This is a genomic window from Bacteroidota bacterium, from assembly GCA_018266755.1.
Lineage (GTDB): Bacteria > Bacteroidota > Ignavibacteria > Palsa-1295 > Palsa-1295 > JAFDZW01.
This window is the reverse complement of sequence record JAFDZW010000005.1, coordinates 136,918-156,421: the sequence shown is the minus strand read 5'-3', so window position 1 is coordinate 156,421 and position 19,504 is coordinate 136,918. Positions and strand designations below refer to the sequence as shown.

At 52.6% G+C, this 19,504-nt stretch carries 13 protein-coding genes; 8 read left to right on the top strand and 5 right to left on the bottom strand.

Annotated features, from left to right (window positions below):
* The first annotated feature begins 64 nt into the window (after window positions 1-64).
* From prfB to JSS75_05205, 6 genes are all read left to right on the top strand, one after another.
* Window positions 65-1,195 (top strand): peptide chain release factor 2, encoded by a 1,131-nt coding sequence (prfB, locus tag JSS75_05230; GenBank protein MBS1903088.1) that lies wholly within the window; start codon window positions 65-67, stop codon window positions 1,193-1,195.
* Window positions 1,196-1,197: 2 nt separating this feature from the next.
* Entirely contained in the window at window positions 1,198-1,479 is a 282-nt protein-coding gene (locus tag JSS75_05225) for a 4a-hydroxytetrahydrobiopterin dehydratase (GenBank protein MBS1903087.1), read from the top strand.
* The gene (locus JSS75_05220; GenBank protein MBS1903086.1) at window positions 1,476-2,873 is read left to right on the top strand and encodes an aminopeptidase P N-terminal domain-containing protein; all 1,398 of its coding nucleotides are present in this window, start codon (window positions 1,476-1,478) and stop codon (window positions 2,871-2,873) included. Before JSS75_05225 ends, JSS75_05220 begins: the two co-directional genes overlap by 4 nt.
* 16 nt (window positions 2,874-2,889) lie before the next feature.
* Window positions 2,890-4,314 carry a hypothetical protein gene (locus JSS75_05215; protein MBS1903085.1) on the top strand — a complete coding sequence of 475 codons (1,425 nt, stop codon included), beginning with the start codon at window positions 2,890-2,892 and terminating at the stop codon, window positions 4,312-4,314.
* Between the two features lie 290 nt (window positions 4,315-4,604).
* Window positions 4,605-5,645 carry a 2-oxoacid:ferredoxin oxidoreductase subunit beta gene (locus tag JSS75_05210; protein ID MBS1903084.1) on the top strand — a complete coding sequence of 347 codons (1,041 nt, stop codon included), beginning with the start codon at window positions 4,605-4,607 and terminating at the stop codon, window positions 5,643-5,645.
* Between the two features lie 99 nt (window positions 5,646-5,744).
* Window positions 5,745-6,770, top strand: a complete 1,026-nt coding sequence (locus JSS75_05205; GenBank protein ID MBS1903083.1) for a bifunctional oligoribonuclease/PAP phosphatase NrnA — start codon at window positions 5,745-5,747, stop codon at window positions 6,768-6,770.
* On the opposite strand, the gene JSS75_05200 is transcribed toward JSS75_05205, so the two are convergent.
* Genes JSS75_05200 through JSS75_05190 form a run of 3 tightly spaced genes read right to left on the bottom strand, consistent with a single transcriptional unit; the run spans window position 6,767 to window position 12,730 of the window.
* Entirely contained in the window at window positions 6,767-10,498 is a 3,732-nt protein-coding gene (locus tag JSS75_05200) for a hypothetical protein (protein MBS1903082.1), read from the bottom strand. The two genes, JSS75_05205 and JSS75_05200, sit on opposite strands and share 4 nt — an antisense overlap.
* Window positions 10,499-10,519: 21 nt before the next feature.
* Window positions 10,520-11,803, bottom strand: a complete 1,284-nt coding sequence (locus JSS75_05195) for a dihydroorotase (GenBank protein MBS1903081.1) — start codon at window positions 11,801-11,803, stop codon at window positions 10,520-10,522.
* Between the two features lie 3 nt (window positions 11,804-11,806).
* Complete coding sequence (locus tag JSS75_05190; protein MBS1903080.1) at window positions 11,807-12,730, bottom strand: aspartate carbamoyltransferase catalytic subunit; 924 nt, start codon at window positions 12,728-12,730, stop codon at window positions 11,807-11,809.
* A 112-nt stretch (window positions 12,731-12,842) separates the two neighbouring features.
* Between JSS75_05190 and uvrA the strand changes: the two genes are divergently transcribed.
* A complete protein-coding gene (gene uvrA, locus JSS75_05185; protein ID MBS1903079.1) occupies window positions 12,843-15,788 on the top strand; it encodes an excinuclease ABC subunit UvrA in 2,946 nt (981 codons plus the stop codon).
* 81 nt (window positions 15,789-15,869) lie between these two features.
* Window positions 15,870-16,844, top strand: coding sequence for a hypothetical protein (locus JSS75_05180; protein MBS1903078.1), 975 nt, complete (start codon window positions 15,870-15,872; stop codon window positions 16,842-16,844).
* 30 nt (window positions 16,845-16,874) lie between these two features.
* Here JSS75_05180 and JSS75_05175 read toward each other — a convergent pair whose 3' ends face one another.
* Together JSS75_05175 and pruA are read right to left on the bottom strand one after the other, a co-directional pair.
* Entirely contained in the window at window positions 16,875-17,849 is a 975-nt protein-coding gene (locus tag JSS75_05175; GenBank protein ID MBS1903077.1) for an alpha-ketoacid dehydrogenase subunit beta, read from the bottom strand.
* The gene (gene pruA, locus JSS75_05170) at window positions 17,846-19,456 is read right to left on the bottom strand and encodes an L-glutamate gamma-semialdehyde dehydrogenase (GenBank protein MBS1903076.1); all 1,611 of its coding nucleotides are present in this window, start codon (window positions 19,454-19,456) and stop codon (window positions 17,846-17,848) included. Before pruA ends, JSS75_05175 begins: the two co-directional genes overlap by 4 nt.
* Between the last annotated feature and the right edge of the window lie 48 nt (window positions 19,457-19,504).

Below are 19,504 nucleotides of genomic sequence, written 5' to 3'. Positions count from 1 at the left end.
CCTGAGACATTTCCAACCGATGGCCTGTTACTGATTTTAATGTCAGAACTTGTAGCCATCTCTATTGCCGATCTGCGAGCTCGCCTCGCCGAACTCGGCGACTCTCTTTGACCTTACGTCTAAGGCCAAGCGCATTGCCGCGCTAGAAGAACAATCTGTTTCCGAAACATTCTGGAACGATCAACGCGCTGCCCAGCGCCTGATGCAGGAATTAACACGTCTCAAAAAAGAACGTGATGAATTCCTTTCTCTGAAGTCTCGTATCGACGACGCGGAAGCACTGGTCGAGATGGCGGAGGAAGATGAATCGCTTGCGCCACAGGTCAACGAGGAGTTGACAAGCGTCGAAGAAACGCTGGCTGCACAGGAAGTGGCTGTCATGCTTGCGGGGCCAGACGATCATAAAGATGCAATTCTGACCATCAATGCCGGCCAGGGAGGCACCGAGGCTCAGGACTGGGCCGAAATGCTCGAGCGTATGTACACCCGATGGGCCGAGCAGAACGGGTACAAAGTCTCGATGATGGACGAACTTGCCGGCGAAGGAGCCGGCATCAAGTCCGCGACGCTCGAGATCAAAGGCGAAAATGCGTACGGGTATCTGAAGGCCGAAAACGGCGTCCATCGTCTTGTCCGTATATCCCCGTACGACGCGAATGCCCGCCGTCATACCAGTTTCGCGAGCGTGTATGCGTATCCTGTCATCGAAGAAGGCAACGATGAGATCGTCCTGAACCCGGCACTCCTGCAACGCGATACGTATCGCTCCGGTGGAAAAGGCGGTCAGAACGTCAATAAAGTTGAGACGGCCGTTCGTCTTACGTATCGGTATACCGATACTACCGGTAAGGAGCATGTCGTTGTTGCAGCGTGTCAGGAAGAGCGTTCGCAGTTGCAGAATGGCGAACGTGCGATGAAGATGCTCAAGAGCCGAATTGCTGCGATCATCCGAGAGATCGAAGAAGCCCGTATCGCCGCCATCGAAGGAAAGAAGATGAAAGCCTCGTGGGGCGCACAGATTCGCTCCTATGTGTTTCAGCCGTACACAATGGTAAAAGATCATCGCACCAAATTGGCGAAGACCGATGTGCAGGCAGTGATGAACGGCGAGATCACGGAGTTCATGAAGGCGTATTTGCTCTTCGAAGGTGGAAAGTTAAAGGTGTCGGATACCGAAGACGAAGATCTCGATTAGCCATGCCAATCCTTACTCGCGAGGATATCATCAAACGTGCGCCGGCGAACTGGACGTTCGACGAGCATTCGAATTCGATATTCCGCGAGTATGAGTGTTCGAACTTCGTTGCGGCGGTTGAGTTTATTCGTCGGATTGCGCCGGTCGCCGAGATGTTGGATCATCACCCCGATATTCTGCTTCACTCGTATAAACGAGTACGAGTCATGCTGACCACGCACTCGGCCGGAGGTGTGACAGACCGTGATATTATCCTTGCCTCACAAATCGATACGCTGATTTGACGATACGCGTCCCTACCCTACTCCTTTGCCTCTTCTGTTGTCTGCCGACGCTCTCGGTTGCACAATCATTGGTGCAGAACGAACAGTATGCCCAATATGACAGCGACAGGCTGCCTGCATCGTTCCACCGTTCCCGACGCGACTCCGTGGTCGCTCACATGAGCGCCAATAGCGCCGCGCTCTTTCTCGGTGGCGTCGAAAAGAACCGTGCCAATGACGTTTCGTATGAATTTCATCAGGATCCGAATTTTTACTATCTGACAGGACACATCCAGCCGAATGCCGCGCTGCTGATCATCAAGGAGAAAGAGCAGGCTGTACGTCAGATACTCTTTGTCGAGGCAAAGAATCCGGCCCGCGAAACTTGGACGGGCATCCGGCTTGGGACCGACGGCGCCAAACGGATACTTGGCTTTGAAGAAGCTGAGGTAATCGATTCACTCCCAAGTGTGCTTTCATCCCTGTTACCGCGCATCGAAACGTTCTATTACAGCCCGAATTACGGAATGAAGGTCGTCGATCCTGCTATCGACTCCGGTTTCGGTTTGTCATCGACCGTCGTCTCAATTCTTGAGCGTCGGTACCCGAAGCTTGTCATCCGGTCGTTGTTGCCAATTCTTTCACGGCTTCGCATGGTAAAAACGACGGAAGAACTCGTGTTGATGCGAAAGGCGGTCTCGATTTCTAACGAGGGACATAACGAGATCATGCGGACTGTTCAACCGGGATGGTACGAATATCAAATGCAGGCACTCGGCGAATATGTGTTCAAACGACACGGCGCAGAATATACCGGATATCCGTGCATCGTCGGCAGTGGCAATAATTCAACAATCCTCCATTACGAGACCAATCGCCGCAAGACCGAATCCGGTGACTTTGTTGAAATGGATATCGGTGCGGAATACCATGGATACAGTGCCGACGTGACACGAAGCTTTCCAGTAAATGGCACATTCACACCGGAACAACGCGCCATCTATGAAATAGTATTGGAAGCGCAAGATTCGGGCATTGCAGCGGTAACAGTAGGCGGCGAGTTTCGGGCTGCGCACTATGCCGCACTTTCCGTGATTCAACGAGGACTCTTGAAACTTGGTATCATAAGCACCCCTAATGAGGCTATCAGATATTTCATGCATGGAACGTCTCACTTTCTCGGCCTGGATGTGCATGACGCAGGGGTGCCCGGTCCACTTCCCGAGAACGCGGTGATCACTGTCGAACCAGGGATTTATATTCCCGCAGGAAGTCCGTGCGACCCCAAATGGTGGAAGATCGGATGTCGGATCGAGGATGATATTCTGGTCACTGCGTCTGGACCGGAGATTCTCTCGTCAGGGTCTCCTCGACGAATCCAAGAGATCGAAGCCCTCATGAAGAAAGGAAAGTAAAATGGGAGTGTTTGCTATGCGTTGGACCGTCACATTGACTATCATCCTGACTGCGGTTGCCGCAAACGCGCAGGAAGGATACGAGCATTTATCGCCGATTGCCCATGGCGCCGGGCGAACCTATGCGATCAACTCTCACGGCCTTTCTGCAGTAGGTTTAAATCCAGCGTTATTGGATCCGGAAGGCTCGAACCGCTTCGAGTTTCGAGTACTTCCCATCAGTTCGTTTGGCCTGGAGGCTGGGGCAAGCTTTCGCAATTCGTCCGATATTTCTAAAGTCTTTGCAATTAAAAATGCGAATATCGCGGATTCGGATCGTCGAACGATCACGAACCTGTTTCTGGATGAGAAACTCTCCGGTCGTGCCGATTTCGAAGTCTTGGGCGCACTCTATCAAACTCCCTCGATTGGGACATTTGCGCTGACCTGGACAACGCACGTTGCATTACGCACCGACATTCCGCAGGAATTTTTGAAGTTTTTCGTTACTGCGGAATCGCAGTTATTACAATTCGAGGGCTCCTTCTCGAATTTTGATTTGCAAGGTATGTGGTATTCCGAGTACTCTGCTTCGTATTCCAGACATCTCGTCGACGCCGGATCGACGAGCGATCCGCTGCTTCGTTCCATTCGCGTCGGAGCGGCTGCAAAGTATGTCGTCGGGATAGCCTATGTGGGCTTGGACCCGACAAACTCATTTGCGTATTCGTTTATCAATGGCGGAACCTCAATCAAGGTGAATTATATTTTTCGAAGTGCGTACGGAGACGGATTCGACCCGAATAAAGTACCAACCCATTTTAGCCTCGGCTTTCTTACGAGCAATTCTGCCGGTTCGGGCTATGGCTTCGATCTTGGTCTTGCCGGCGATCTGATCACATCGGACTCTGGCCGCCCTGTGCTTGGAGTGGCCGCAAGTGTGACGGATATTGGCGCTATCACCTGGACGAGCAATGCAACGGAGCGTGTTGCAGATAATCTTACGCGAAAAATCTATGCGAGCGGCACTATCGACCAGCTCAACGATTCGTTAAAAGTACTCAGTGGCGTTCTACACCATGTGGCATCATTCACAACTCCACTTCCGACAATGCTTCGGATCGCGAGCCGGTTGGATATGGATGAAGTCGGCATGCAGATCGGCAGCTTCGAGACCTCTGCGTCTATGGAGTATGACGCCGGGTTGACGTCTACCGTCGGAAGCCTCAACCACCCGCGGCTTGGTCTTGGATTAATTCTCAATTCGCCGTCATCCACAGCTTCGCTACGGCTTGCCGCAGGTTATTTCATACAGAGCGGGTCGAGTGACCTAACGCTTGGAGTCGGAACGACACTGTTCGAGCGGGTCGCGATCGACCTCGCCTCGGCGCATATAACGGATATCTTTAAAAGCGGTGCCGCCAGAACGGATGCCGCACTCAGTTTCAGAGTTCAACTATAGGTCGAGGCTCCATTTCCTCACTTTCAGCACAAGTCATTCTGAGCGAAGCGAAGAATCCCTCGATGAAACGCAGTGAGGCTCCGCCTCAGAGATTCTTCACTTTGCTCAGAATGACGATTCTTATACGGTTCTACACTCATCCACCACCCATTCCGAACTCGACGAACGAAGACGGTTTGTGTGTTGTTTATACACCGATTAGTTAGGTAAGGTAATTCTGAATTATGTCTGATACACCAAAAGCAACACCGCCGCCGTTCAAGGCATCTGGTACCGTCGCACCGCCGCCAATGAAGGCCAAGCAACCGAGCACCGATGCACATGTAGATCTTCCTGTCCTTGCGCTTACGGCGAAGGACTTTGCATCGGATCAGGACGTTCGCTGGTGTCCGGGCTGCGGAGATTATTCCATCCTTGCACAGGTGCAACGCACCATGCCGGAGTTGAACGTTACCCGTCACGGAACAGTGTTCGTTGCCGGTATCGGTTGCTCTTCGCGTTTCCCGTACTACATGAATACGTATGGTTTCCATACGATCCATGGTCGCGCAACCGCAATCGCTTCCGGTGTGAAAGCAGCCAATCCGAATCTCTCCGTGTGGGTTGCGACCGGCGACGGCGATGCCCTTTCGATCGGCGGCAACCACACGATGCACATCTTGCGTCGCAATTTCGATGTGAATATTCTTCTCTTCAACAACCGTATTTACGGATTAACGAAGGGCCAGTATTCGCCGACGTCCGAGCATGGCAAGAAGACAAAGTCGACCCCCTACGGTTCGATCGATCATCCTGTGAATCCGGCATTGTACGCCATCGGCAGCGAAGCGACGTTCGTCGCCCGCTCGATCGATCGTGAGCCGAAGCACTTGCAGGAAACCATTAAGCGTGCCGCTTCTCACAAGGGCGCTTCGTTCGTCGAGATTTACCAGAATTGTAATATCTTCAACGACGGCGCATTTCTGGATCTCACCGAGAAAGATGTGAAGGACGATCATGTGTTGCAGCTCAAGCATGGCGAACCGATGATCTTCGGAAAGAACCACGACAAGGCGCTTGTGCTTGATGGCTTTACTCCGAAGGTTGTGGCAGTGGCCGATGTCGATGCTTCGACGATCCTGAAGCATGACGAAACCAACACAACACTGGCGACCATTCTTGCCCGTATGAGCGAGATGGAAGGCTTCCCTGTTCCGATTGGCGTCCTACTCTCGATCGACCGGACCACGTATGAGAGCGAAATGACCGCCCAGATAAACGAGGCGAAGAAAAAGTCCGTCGGCGATCTAAAGAAGCTCCTTGCTTCCGGCAATACGTGGATGGTCAACTGATCACCCTCGTAGTTATTTTGAAAGGCACGTATACCCTACGTGCCTTTTTTATTGATAGACCCTGAACCCCAATTTCTGTGGGACTGTTGACCACACCCTATGGCTCAGAGCATCTACGAATTCAACCCTGCATCCTTTACCGAGATCGTCCGAGCGAACCACTCGTTCGTGCTGACGACCCATATTAATCCGGATGGCGACGCCCTTGGCTCAGAGATCGGGCTCGCCGAATGGCTGCTGAGCATCGGTAAATCCGTTCGGATCTTCAATCATTCTCCAATCCCCGAGAACTATAAGTTTCTTGATGCGGAGCGTCCGTTGATCGAGATATTCGACGAGTCGAAACATCGAAACATCGTTCTCGAGGCAGATGTGTTTGCACTCTTAGATACCAACGATCCTGACCGCTCCAAATCGCTTTCCTCCTTGCTCGTAGAACATCCGAATACGGTTCTGATCGACCATCATCTCGAACCGAAGGAATTTGCCAAAGCGCGGTTTATCGATACTGATGCGACCTCGACGGGTGAAATGATCTATCGGTTGGTTTCCGATAGCATGAATACGCTCGGCGGCTCGATCACGCCGAAAAGTGCGCAGGGGTTGTATGTGGCAATCATGACGGATACCGGTAGTTTCCGTTTCCCACGCACCGATTCCGATATCCTGAGAATTTCTGCCGACTTGCTTGATAGAGGCGCGGACCCCGTTCGCAGCTACAACGAAACATACAATACTGCGCGCGTAGCGAGAATAAAGCTGATCGGAAAATGTCTCAGTTCGTTGGAGCTATTCTTCGACGAACGACTGGCAACGCAAGTGATCACGCAGGCAGACCTTACCGAGGCGGCGGCAGTACCCGAAGAGGTGGACGGCTTTGTTCAATTCCCTCTTCAGGTCGCTACGATCGAGTACTCGATCTTCTTTCTCGAACTCAAAGAAGGGTGGAAGATCAGTTTTCGCTCTCGCGGCAAACGCTCGGCTGCCGAAGTTGCGAAGCAATTTGGTGGAAATGGACACTTCAATGCCGCAGGGGCACGTATTTTCCGGGAGATATCGTATCACGATCTCAAAGCAGAGGTTCTTGTTGCCGTTGAGCGCGAACTGAACAAACCGATCTCTTAACCCTGGATTGCGTTCGGATCGCGTGCGGGGAGTTCGATGAAGAACGTTGTTCCCTTTCCAAGTTCGCTCTCGACTCGGATCGTCCCGCTCATATTTGTAATCGTTTTCTTGACGATCGCAAGTCCAAGCCCCATCCCGCTGGTCTTTGTAGAGAAGTTCGGGTCGAAGGCTTTGCTGACAGTATCCGGCTTCATCCCGATACCGGAGTCGCTGATCTTAATATGGATCAACCCACTCCGTTCTTCTGCGCTAATGAGTATGATCCCCCACCCAGAAATGGCTTGAACCGCATTCTTGATCAGGTTGACAAGTGCCCGACGAAATTCTTCTTCGTCTGCATAGATCTTGGATAGGTTTGTTGGCAGGTCGATCGCAAAGCGGATATGAGAACGCTCAGCATCGAAAAGCGCTACCGCACTTTCAACAACGGTTCGAAGCGTGACAAACGCATATCGACGACGGGGCATTTCCCCGAATCGGGCAAATTCCGTTGCGATCCTCGTCAGCACGTCGATCTGTTCGGTCATGGTGCGCAACACGCGCCGAAAGATATTCGGGAAATTCGAGTCCTGATGTTCAAATGCATGTTGAACATGTTGGATCGAGAGCTTCATCGGCGTCAGTGGGTTTTTGATCTCATGGGCAACCTGACGTGCCATTTCTTTCCACGCCCCTTCACGTTCGACTTGTGCCACTTCTTCCCGTCGTGACACCAGCTCCGCATTCATTTTGGCGAACGATGCCACAAGGTCGCCGATCTCATCAGAGCGTGCGGCTGGAAGCATGGTGATCGGTATGCCGGAAGCGATCTCTTCTGCGGCACGACGAAGTCCTCGGATCGGAACGGCCCACCGGGTAGCGGCGTACGATGCTACGAATAATAGTAGCAATGAGCCAAGTATAAGAGAATCGACCAACGGAATTGAAACGCCAGAACGAAGCAGGTCGAATGTCAATTGCCGCTGGACGACAAGGAATCGAATCGTTCTGTACTTTCCGGCAACCCGAATACTGCCAGCTTCTGCAAATGCCGGAAACCTACCGAGCAATGATGCGCGAACCGGTTCGCCTAACCCGGATTGGTGTTGATCTACCGTCATTAATGACGATGGAAGTAACGGCGATAAAATATCATAGTGGTATGCTTCCGGAGCAGACGTCGATAAGAGCAAGCCATTATCGTCATAGAGTGCGATATCGCAATTCAGTTGCTCTGCAGCGGAGGCGATGTGTCGATCGATCACCGTTAACGAGTCGATCCGGGGAGTCGAGAGCAGCAGACGGCGAACCTGCTGCACGTTGCGATCAAATACTGCCCGCGCTACGGTATCGCTATGCGTATTGAGAGCCTCTTGGGATAATATGAATACTGCAACCGATCCGCCGGCAAATACTATACTTGCCAGAACGATCAATCGCCCTTGGAGACTGACATAGGGTCTGAGCGTATGGTCAATTACGCACCGCCCGACGAGTTCGAGCAGAAAACCAAGAAACAGAATAAGAGAGAGGCATAACAGCAGTGCGACGAATTGGTGCAGGGGCTGACGCGAATGGGCGCTCCCCGATGATGCTACCATATGCCCGTCCCAGATTACCGAACCGACACGAACACTAGGAAACACAGGCTGGCCTACCGCTCGCCGTAGTATCAAGTCATACTGAAACTGTGCTCTGTTTGCTCCGAGAATTCGTGCAAGTCTCATACCGCCAATCGAGTCGGTCAATTCGCCGTGTCGTACCGAGATATCGGTATCGTCAAATTCGGCGACCGTTTGTGTATCGCCGGTCGGTATTAGGCCGAGTGGAAAGTTTGCCGTCGATATTTGCTCAAGCAGTCTACCACTGATGCGTTCTCTCAGAACGAAGAAAAGGCCGATCTCCGGCGTCCGCCGGTGATACTCTCGCCAAAAATCGATGGCTCGCGTATGATATTCGGCGGCCGAGCGAGTTGTACTGTCTGCGGTCGCGGCGATATATTCAACCAGGATTTGCGTTGGTGACGGAAGAGGCTTGCGTGTTTGCAGCGACGTCTGACCTTGTTCGTCGGTATGCAGGTGGTTCAGAACTCCGAGAGAGACAAAGGCGCAGAGCGCTATGGAAAGAACGACGGGATGAAGGCGCTGACGCACCCATTGGATGCTCCGAAGGCCTGAAATAAATGGAATGGCTGCTATGATTCCTATACTGCATATCCACCCCCAATAATACACCTCTGGCGCCCAAATCACTGTCGACACCAATGCAATGCCGCAGCATTGAAGAAGAAAGATTGCAGCGGCAATGCCTTTGGTAACAGCCGGACGAAACGAAAACGTGTGTAGTAATTGAATACAATACTGTGCGAAGGCAAACAACAGTGACAGTATGCCGATGGAAGTAAGAACCTCGAGAATTCTATTCGAGACAAGAGGAACAGTCGATGCAGGGATCGGAAATAGGAAGTCTCGTGCTCCAATCAATATTGCGGGCAAAACGCACCATACTACTAATGCTCCCCAACGTGCGGTTTGACGTCCGACGTTTGTCTCTTTCGTTACTCGGGTTGCGAGCGAAGCAAGAAGCAGACCGAGCCAGATCAATGCACCGGAATGTACCCCCCATTTGGGAAGTGCAAACAGTGTGTCCCACAGATGTTCTGCGTTTGACGACGGTGTGATGCGTAATACGAGCTGCACCAAGTCGGGAACGCTCCCCGAGAGGATGAGAATAAGCCATCCTGCAACAGTGGCAATAGCCAATACTTGAGCAAGACTACCATATTCATCCGCCGAGGGTGTCAAGCGTTCGAGGACACGTGGGAGGAGCAGAAAAAGGAAAACGGCGAGGAGTATCTCTGAAATTGCTTCGATGCAGACGAACACAATACGGATCTCGGAATTACGCCAGCGGAGATCAAGGTCTATGTGGCCAGCAGAAAGGTATCCGATTCGTGTGCTGTGTTCGTTAGAATCAAGATAGAGTGTGCCCTCGGGCGAACCGGCCCCTGCTGCAATAAATTCTGCGGCTTCCGATGAGTGCGGTTGCGAAGGGGTTGCGCTCCAATGCCATACATGTTCTAGAATAGAATCATCGACAGTGCGCGAAGCCAATGTTCGCCGAATCAGAACGTACCCGATTGGCATGCCCTGTTTCGAGAAGAGTCGTCGATAGGTGCTATACGTCAGTAGTTGGGTTGTACTGTCAATCTCCGAAAGTCGCGACCGACGATCGAGTATTGCACCCGACGCAAAGAGCGTATCGGGAGCGGGAGAGTTGAGGGCAGGTATGTACCTCGCCCTCAGTCTTCCATTGACATCGTAAAGAGCCATCGATAGATCCGCATCGGCCCGTTTTCTTCCGTTGGCATCGGCCTGAGAAAATTGTTTGAGCCACTGGCTCGCCCGATTGCGCAAAAACGCTTCGGAAGCGCTCGGGCTGCTGTACTGGACGTAGAAATTGATCAGGCCATCATTTGCGATCGAATCTAAAAGGAAGCCGGAAATCAGATGTGTTTTCTGAAGTTCGAATTGTGCGTCTTTCGTCTGTTCTTCTACAATCCGCTTCCGTTCTTGTGAGGCCGACGGGCGTATCCCTTCTGCTACGAATAATACGAATCTTGCCCCCGCGGCAAGTAACAACAGCACGAGTAGCGTTTTACGAAATAACGAATGTGCAGTCAGAAACGCACGCGAGTCGGACCGTAGCCGATGAACAGTTGTCCCGAACGAATGACTGTTTGTCTCCATACGTGCGGATGCTTCTTCTCGCTACGAGAATATCGCTCCCTGATACTTCCCATTATTAATCACACCAACTGGTCTGCCGACGAGCTCGCTGCCGACAAACGGCGTATTATGTGATTTACTACGAATATCCTCGTCACGGAAGGTCCATTTCTGTCCCATGTCGATAATCGTAAGATTTGCCTGTTCACCGACGCCGATCGTGATCGGATCAAGTCGTAATATCTTGCGCGGATTCGTAGAGCACTTTTCGATATACTGCATCAGGGTGAGTTTGCCGGTCTGCACGAGATGAGTTACACCAAGACCGACGGCGGTTTCTAAGCCGATAATGCCATAAGCGGCGGTCATCATGTCAGTCTCCTTCTCGCTTCGAGCATGCGGAGCATGATCCGTTGCGATGCAGTCGATTGTGCCGTCTTGCAATCCTTCGATGATCGCGTCAATATCATGTTGTTCGCGAAGCGGAGGGTTCATCTTTGCATTACCCCAGTGCGTTTCGACAGCGGCATCCGTTAGTACAAAATGGTGCGGGGTGACTTCGCATGTGACTGCTATCCCCTTGCGTTTTGCAACACGTACCAATTCGACCGATTGCTTCGTCGAAAGGTGGGCCGCATGATAACGGACGCCACCGACATACTCGGTGAGTAGTATATCGCGTGCAACGATAATATCTTCTGCGACGGATGGGTATCCCGGCAGACCAAGCTTTGTGCTGACTGCGCCTTCGTGCATGCATGTACCTTTTGTCATTGCATGTTCTTCGCAATGTTGTGTACAGAGCATGTCGAACATCTTCGCATATTCAAGCACCCGACGCATGACCTCGGCACTTGCAACTGCGCTGCCATCATCGGAAATCATTCGAACCCCCGCTTCCGATAGCGAGCCGATAGGAGCCAGTTCATCTCCCTTGCGACTTTTCGTCATCGTACCACAGATCTCGACATCGACAAGATTATTGTGTGCTTTTTCCTTAATGTACGATACGACGAACGGATCGGAAATTGACGGAGACGTATTCGGCATGCAGCAAATGCCTGTAAAGCCCCCCTGTGCGGCGGCGGCGGTTCCGGATGCGATGGTTTCTTTATACTCTTGCCCCGGTTCGCGTAAATGCACATGCATATCGAAAAAGCCGGGCGCAACCACCATGCCGGAAAGATCGTACACTGTTGCATCGACTGCCGAGAGCGATTCGCCGATAGCGACGATCATGCCGTTGGAAATCTCAATGTCAATCGCGGAGCGATCGGTTTGAGTGATCGGATCGACAATTCTGCAGTTGCGCAGTACAATATGCATAGGTTAATTATCGGAAAATATCCATTCGAGCACAGCAAGTCGCACGGCGACACCCCGACGCACCTGGCGAAAGATCAGTGATGTAGCTGAATCCATTGCATCGTCGTCCAACTCGATCCCACGATTTACCGGTCCCGGGTGTAAGATCGGCAAGTGCGGGTACCGTAATCGTCGTTCTTCGGTGAGGCCGTACAAAGTTCGAAATTCTTCGGCATCCGGGAAATATGCCTTATCCTGTCGTTCACGCTGAATGCGCAGAGCGATTAATGCATCAGCTCCGGCGAGCGCTTCTTCCAGATCGGTATGAACGGAAACTCCAAACACCTCCGAGAATCCGACAGGCAGAAGTGTTGTCGGGCCGACAACTGCAACGGAAGCGCCGAGTTTCTTCAGCGCGAATATATTCGATCGTGCGACACGAGAATGCCGGATATCACCTGCGATCACAATCTTTTTGCCCTTCAACGAGCCGAAGCGTTCGACAAGAGTCGCTGCATCGAGCAGCGCCTGCGTAGGATGTTCCCCAGCGCCATCGCCTGCATTCACGATGCGAATATGGTCGGGCAGATGGCGACGCAGAAGATCCGGAACACCGGCCGACTGATGCCGTACCACGATGGCATCGATCTTCATGGCAGTGATCACCTTGACCGTATCGAGCAGGGTTTCCCCTTTCGAGAGGCTGCTGGTCTGCATCGACAGTGATACGAGTGATGCCCCAAGCCGACGCTCCGCCAACTCGAACGAAGATCGTGTGCGGGTTGAATTTTCAAAAAAGAGATTCGCGAAGGTGCGTCCCTGAAGTGTCGTTATTGCTGGGAAGGGGTCGGTAGAATCGAGAAGGGACATGAAGTGCTCCGACCGCGAGAGAATCATCATTATCTCTTCGGCTGCCAGATGTCGAATCCCGAGAAGATCTCTGTTCATTATATCGCCTTAGAACAATAAATATACGGCGAATATCCCCAGGCAACCAATTGGAACCTACAAATTGTTTTCATAAGATTATACCGTTTCAATACGCATAAAAAGGCGTGTCATGGGCAAGCAGCGAATGGCTAAAACAAAAGCGAAAACACCAGTATCGAGCGAACCGGAGGCCTCTCCGGCTTCGCAGGATGCGATTATCGTTCGCGGAGCCCGTGTCCATAATCTTCGAAACGTCGATCTCGTCGTACCGCGAGAGAAATTGGTCGTGATCACCGGAATCTCCGGCAGCGGGAAATCGTCGCTCGCATTCGATACGATCTATGCCGAAGGTCAGCGGCGCTATGTAGAGAGTCTTTCGGCCTACGCCCGGCAATTTCTGGACATGATGGAACGGCCAGACGTCGATTCCATCGAAGGACTTGCTCCGGCAGTGTCCATCGAGCAGAAAACGATCGGCAACTCCCCTCGTTCGACGGTCGGGACCGTAACCGAAATATATGATTTTCTCCGACTGCTCTTTGCCAGACTCGGGACTCAGTATTGTACTAACTGTGACATTCCCGTTCAACGACAGTCACTCGATCAGATCATCGAAGCAATTGCCTCGAATCCTGCCGGTACAAAGCTCACGATTCTTGCAACGTACGTCAGAGCCCGAAAAGGTCACTACCGCGAACTGTTCGCTGAGGCGCTTCGCATGGGCTTTACAAAGGTGCGCATCGACGGCGAACTGAAAGATCTGCTCGACGGCATGCAGGTCGACCGCTACAAGGTCCATACAATCGAACTGGTCATTGACCGTATCGTCCATTCCGATACATCGAGCGAACGTCTGGCAAAGTCGGTCGAGAGCGCACTGAAGCTCGGCAAAGGGCTCATTACAGTGCTTGCCGAAGAGCCAGGAGGATATACGTCAGAACTGCTCTTCAGTGAAAAGCTTTCCTGTCCGAAGTGCGGACGTTCGTACGAAGAGCCGCAACCAAACACATTCTCCTTCAACTCCCCTATCGGCGCCTGCACGACCTGTCATGGTTTAGGCGATGTTCGCGATTTCGATCCGGCCCTTATTCTCGGTGACGAAACACAAAGCCTCGAAGAAGGCGCTCTGCTCCCGCTTGGAAAGAAGCGGAAGAATTGGTTGTGGGCCCAGGTAGAATCTCTCTTCGATCACTATAACGCATCGATAGAAAAGCCCTATAAGTCGCTTCCAAAATCGTTGAAGGATATACTCATCAACGGCTCGGGAGATCAGAAGCTGGCGGTTGAGTGGAAAAGTGATTCGGGCCGAGAGCATACCTATCATATAAAATTTGCCGGCATCATGGCATTGCTGCGGCAAGCTGTCGAGAAAGATGCTACCGACTCGATGCGCGAATGGGCCGAACAGTTTATGGCAGGCAAAACTTGCCCTACCTGCAATGGCGGACGCCTGAAACCGGAAGCATTGTTCGTTCGAATCGAGCAGCAGAATATTCAGGATATGGTGACGTATTCGCTGAATCGATTGAAACAGCACGTCTCGAAACTGACCTTTGAAGGCAACGCTGCCCTGATCGCAAAACCGATCGTCAACGAGATCCTTACCCGCGTCGATTTCTTGCTCAACGTCGGGCTGGAATATCTATCTCTCGATCGTCCGGCCAAGACCCTGAGCGGGGGTGAATCGCAACGAATTCGACTTGCTACCCAGATCGGTACCCAGCTTGTGGGGGTTCTCTATATTCTCGACGAACCGAGCATCGGCCTTCATCAGCGAGACAATCAACGCCTCATCCATTCACTCGAACAGCTACGCGATATCGGAAATACCGTAGTTGTCGTCGAGCATGACCGCGATATGATGCTGTCGGCCGATCTTATCGCCGATATCGGTCCGGCTGCCGGAGAATATGGCGGAAAGATCGTAGCGTATGCGACGCCCGAACTCTTCAAACAGGGCGAAGCCGTGGCCGCTGGTGACTTTTTTGTTACGGAAGAATCCCCGACGGCGATGTATCTTTCGGGAAGAGAATCTCTTCATCCGGATCGCGATTCGACGGTTGTTGGTACGGAATTTCTCGAACTGCAAGGTGCAACGGGCAATAATCTTAAATCCACCAACCTAAAGATCCCGATCGGCACACTGACCTGCATCACCGGTGTGAGTGGCTCCGGAAAATCGACGTTGGTCAATGAAACCCTCGCGCCGATCCTGCAGCGACATTTCTTCAATTCGAATGTCGTCCCGCTCCCGTATGCGCATATCGAGGGGCTCGACAAGATCGATAAGGTGATTGAGATCGATCAAACGCCGATCGGCAGGACGCCTCGCTCGAACCCGGCGACATACACGGGGCTGTTCACGCATATTCGGGATTTCTTTGCCGCGCTGTCCGAATCGAAGATTCGAGGCTACAAGGTCGGTCGTTTTAGCTTCAACGTGAAGGGGGGCCGCTGCGAAGACTGCGAAGGTGCCGGGATGAAGAAGATCGAGATGAACTTCCTCCCTGACGTTCTGGTAACTTGCGAAACATGCCAGGGTAAACGATACAACCGGGAAACCCTTGAGGTCCATTTCAAAGGCCACTCGATCGCAGACATTCTTGCCATGAGTGTCACCGATGCACTGGAAGTCTTTACCGATATTCCCCGCATCAGACGGAAACTCGATGCCTTGGATAGTGTCGGTCTCGGCTATATCCGTCTGGGTCAGCAGGCTCCGACGCTTTCCGGGGGCGAAGCTCAGCGTGTCAAACTCGCAACCGAGCTGAGCAAGGTGGCTACGGGCAAGACACTTTATATTCTTGACGAACCCACTACTGGTCTTCATTTCCAAGACGTAAAGCATTTACTTACAGTCTTACTCGAGCTGCGCTCGCGAGGCAACACTGTCGTCGTCATCGAGCATAACATGGACGTTATCAAGATGGCAGATTGGATCATCGATCTCGGACCAGAAGGTGGCGAAGGAGGCGGTCGTATTATCTCGGAAGGTACGCCAGCCGATGTTGCCCGTACCCATAAGAAGACGGGAAGTTATACCGGCCTGTTCTTGGAACAAGAGCTAGCTCAGTAAGACCTCAACCGGACGGGTTTCTGAGGAATCCTTCTGCTAACCCTGGGGGTTGCAACAGCATTACTTCGTCATCCATCATCCATGCGTACTCAACTACGATCCAATTGGTTACTTCTATGTATCGGTGCTCTGCTTGTCAGTTTCGGTTGCAATCACTACGATAATCCGACATCGTCGACAACGATCCCATCGCTGCATGCGGCGGGCGAATTCGGATATATCCGTGACGGCGTTACGATCGATCGCAAAAATTATACACTGTCGTCAAGTGGATTTGCTGCTATTTATCCGAACAGAGTCACTGGTCTCCCTAATGGATTGAGCCAACTGATGATTCAGTTTATGGTGTCGGATATCGTTGGGACAAATTACACATCGGAAACGATGATGTTCTCCATCCCCTTCGATACGCCGAAGCCAGCGACATTCTCGGTTGGCGATGACGAAGCGCCACTGTTGCCGCAAGTCACGCTCTCGATCGATACGCTCAACTACAAATCGAAACCTGGAGGATCGATCGTGATTACTGAGTTCGATACGGTCAACAATACTATCTCGGGCACATTCACGTTCGATATGGTCATCGAGACACCGACACAGGGTGCCCCCGCCACGAAGCATATCGTGGGCGGTTACTTCGACAAGATCCCGATCACGGTCGGTGGCTACGGGCAAGGGAGCATCTCTGCAACGATTAACGGCCAGCAATATGTAGCCCATGACGGATTGACTGCATTCAAGACGCAAGTTTCCCCGTCCATTTGGATATTCGCAAGCAATTCGCTCGGCGAGATCCTACAAATGAGGATATCAAATCCTTCCGTCGGTACATTTCCGTTTCGTCAGAGTGGTATAAATATTAGTACAGCGGCGATTTCGGATCTTTCAGGCGCAGGGTATACTTCGACAAGCGGCACGCTTACGATCACCTCCTACGATACGACCCGCCGACGCTTCAGCGGCACGTTTAACTTTATCGGACAGACAGATAGTACGAACCAGACAATCACGGTCACTAACGGGAAGATCGACAATGTCCAGTGGTCCGAGATGTAGCGGGGAGAAGCTGTACAGATTGTACAGCGGTTAGTAATTCAGTAGGGTTTGAAGTGCGCCGGAGAGTCGAGCAGTATTCGGCAGGACTTCCTTCTCAAGCGTCGGCGCAAACGGGACGGGGACGTCAGCCGAGGCCAGGCGCATCACCGGCGCGTCAAGCGTTTCGAACGCGTGTTCAGTAATGCGTGCCGTGATCTCGGCACCAAAGCCGGCGGTGAGGTTATCTTCGTGGAGAATAAGTGCGCGGCTAGTCTTGCGGATGCTTGTGAGGATCGTTGCTTCGTCGAGCGGGACGAGTGAGCGCAAGTCGATCACTTCGATACTTCCCTTTCCACTCGACATGAATTCATCCGCAACCTCGACCGCAAGCGGGACTGTCCCACCGTAGGTAACGATCGTTGCATCGCTTCCTTCTCGCGCGATGCGAGCATGACCGAGCTCGACAATGTGCTCGCCGTCCGGCACTTCTTCCTTGAGTGAGCGGTACAATCGTTTATGCTCAAAATAGAGCACGGGGTTCGGATCGCGGATTGCTGCAAGAAGCAAACCTTTTGCATCAGAGGGCGTTGCCGGGCACACGACTTTCAAGCCCGGTTGATGCGCAAACCACACTTCGGGATTTTTCGAATGAAACGGGCCGCCGCTAATGCCGGCGCCGCTTGGAAGCCGGACGACGATTGGCACGCCAATCCCCCAGCGATATGCCGTTGTTGCCGCCACGGTCACGACCTGATTGAAGCCGTTCGTAATAAAGTCGGAGAACTGCATTTCGGCTACCGGTCTATAGCCACAGAGCGATGCGCCGATGGCAGCGCCGATAATCCCCGACTCGGCAATAGGTGTATCGATGACACGCTCTTTGCCAAAGGTGTCAATCAACCCTTTTGTCGCTTTGAACGCACCGCCGAACGGACCGATGTCTTCACCGATGCAAAACACACTCGGATCGCGCTCCATCTCGAAACGGAGTGCATCGGTGATCGCATCGATGTAGGTCCGGGTCACTTTGCCTTTGCGGCAGTCTTACGCTTGGCCGGGCGCTTCGCAGCCGTTGTCAGCATCTTCTCTGCAACGACACGGGCTTGCATGAACAATTGGAGGTAATCGTGTCCGCCGGCCTTCGAGTCGGTGCCGCTCATGTTGAAGCCACCGAACGGATGCACCCCCACGAGCGCGCCCGTACATTTACGGTTGACATAGAGATTGCCGACCATGATCTCCCGCATTGCGCGGTCGAGCTTCGAACGGTTCTTGGCGTAGATCGCACCTGTAAGGCCGTACTCGGTATTGTTGGCGACCTTGATTGCCTCGTCGAAATCCTTGACCGGAATAATTGCGAGGACCGGCCCGAAGATCTCCTCTTGGGCAAGGCGGGCCGTCGGTGCAATATCGGCGAAAACCGTCGGGGCGACATAGTAGCCCTCATTGCCGACGGTCTTGCCGCCGACAAGCAACTTACCTTCCTTCTTACCGATAGCAACATACTCCATGATCTTCTGTTGCGAACGCTGGTTCACAACCGGACCGGAGTACTTATTGAGCGCCGGATCGCCGACTTCGAGTTTCTCGACACGCTCCTTTACCTTCTGTACAAAGGAATCATACACCGGCTGCTCGACGATCACTCGCGAACATGCCGAACACTTCTGTCCCTGGAAACCGAATGCAGACGCGACGACGCCGTCGGCAGCACTATCAAGATCGGCATCTTTTGCGACGACAATCCCATCCTTGCCGCCCATTTCGGCGACAACTCGCTTGATCCACTTCTGCCCTTTTTGCGGCTCCGCGGCAAGTTGGTTGATGCGTAAGCCGATCTCCTTCGAACCCGTAAATGAGACAAAACGGGTCAAGGGGCTCTTCACAAGGAAATCGCCGATCTCGCCGCCCGGTGCAGAAAAGTAATTTAGCACCCCCGGCGGAAGGCCTGCTTCCTCCATGATCTCGGCAAAGAGCCACCCCATCATCGGCGAATCGCTCGATGGCTTCAGTACGATCGTATTTCCCGTGACGATGGCGGCACTTGCCGTACCGACGAGGATTGCGAACGGGAAATTCCACGGCGGAATGATCACGCCGACGCCCATCGGCAGATACTCCAGGTAGCCCTTCTCGTCTTTGTTTTTGACGACCGGCTGCGGCCCCGAGAGGCGGTACATCTCGCGTGCGTAATATTCGAGGAAGTCGATCGCCTCTACTGTGTCGGCATCTGCCTCGGCAAAGTTCTTGCCGACTTCGAGAATCATCCAAGCATTGACCTCATAACGGCGGCGGCGAATGATCGCTGCGGCTTTTACGAGAATGTCGGCGCGGTCGGTCGCAGGTACTTTGCTCCAGGTTTCGAATGTCCTGGTGGCCGTGTCGAGTGCGCGCTGTGCGAGCCCGAGGGTGCCTTTCGAGAACTTGCCAACGACTTCGTTCGGATGGGCCGGGTTCTTCGAGAGGATAAAATCGTTTGTTTTGATCTTCTCCTTCCCGATCACGATGGGGTACACCTGGTTAAAATTCGCACGGGCCTGCTTGATAGCGTTGGACTGAGCGGCGAATTCCTTCGGGTTTGAGAAATCTTTGTAGGTTTCGTTTCGGAACGGAGATAGTCTTTTCGTTGGCATAGTACGGTATTTTCTTGGCACTGCAAACAACTTCAAACACAGTTGAAT

What these genes read in the sequence shown, in the direction of transcription:
- JSS75_05225 (MBS1903087.1), top strand. Translation starts at nt 1,198, where the DNA reads ATGCCAATCCTTACTCGCGAGGATATCATCAAACGTGCGCCGGCGAAC.
- JSS75_05215 (MBS1903085.1), top strand. Translation starts at nt 2,890, where the DNA reads ATGCGTTGGACCGTCACATTGACTATCATCCTGACTGCGGTTGCCGCA.
- JSS75_05210 (MBS1903084.1), top strand. Translation starts at nt 4,605, where the DNA reads ATGAAGGCCAAGCAACCGAGCACCGATGCACATGTAGATCTTCCTGTC.
- JSS75_05205 (MBS1903083.1), top strand. Translation starts at nt 5,745, where the DNA reads ATGGCTCAGAGCATCTACGAATTCAACCCTGCATCCTTTACCGAGATC.
- JSS75_05200 (MBS1903082.1), bottom strand. Translation starts at nt 10,498, where the DNA reads ATGGAGACAAACAGTCATTCGTTCGGGACAACTGTTCATCGGCTACGG.
- JSS75_05195 (MBS1903081.1), bottom strand. Translation starts at nt 11,803, where the DNA reads ATGCATATTGTACTGCGCAACTGCAGAATTGTCGATCCGATCACTCAA.
- JSS75_05190 (MBS1903080.1), bottom strand. Translation starts at nt 12,730, where the DNA reads ATGAACAGAGATCTTCTCGGGATTCGACATCTGGCAGCCGAAGAGATA.
- uvrA (MBS1903079.1), top strand. Translation starts at nt 12,843, where the DNA reads ATGGGCAAGCAGCGAATGGCTAAAACAAAAGCGAAAACACCAGTATCG.
- JSS75_05180 (MBS1903078.1), top strand. Translation starts at nt 15,870, where the DNA reads ATGCGTACTCAACTACGATCCAATTGGTTACTTCTATGTATCGGTGCT.
- pruA (MBS1903076.1), bottom strand. Translation starts at nt 19,456, where the DNA reads ATGCCAACGAAAAGACTATCTCCGTTCCGAAACGAAACCTACAAAGAT.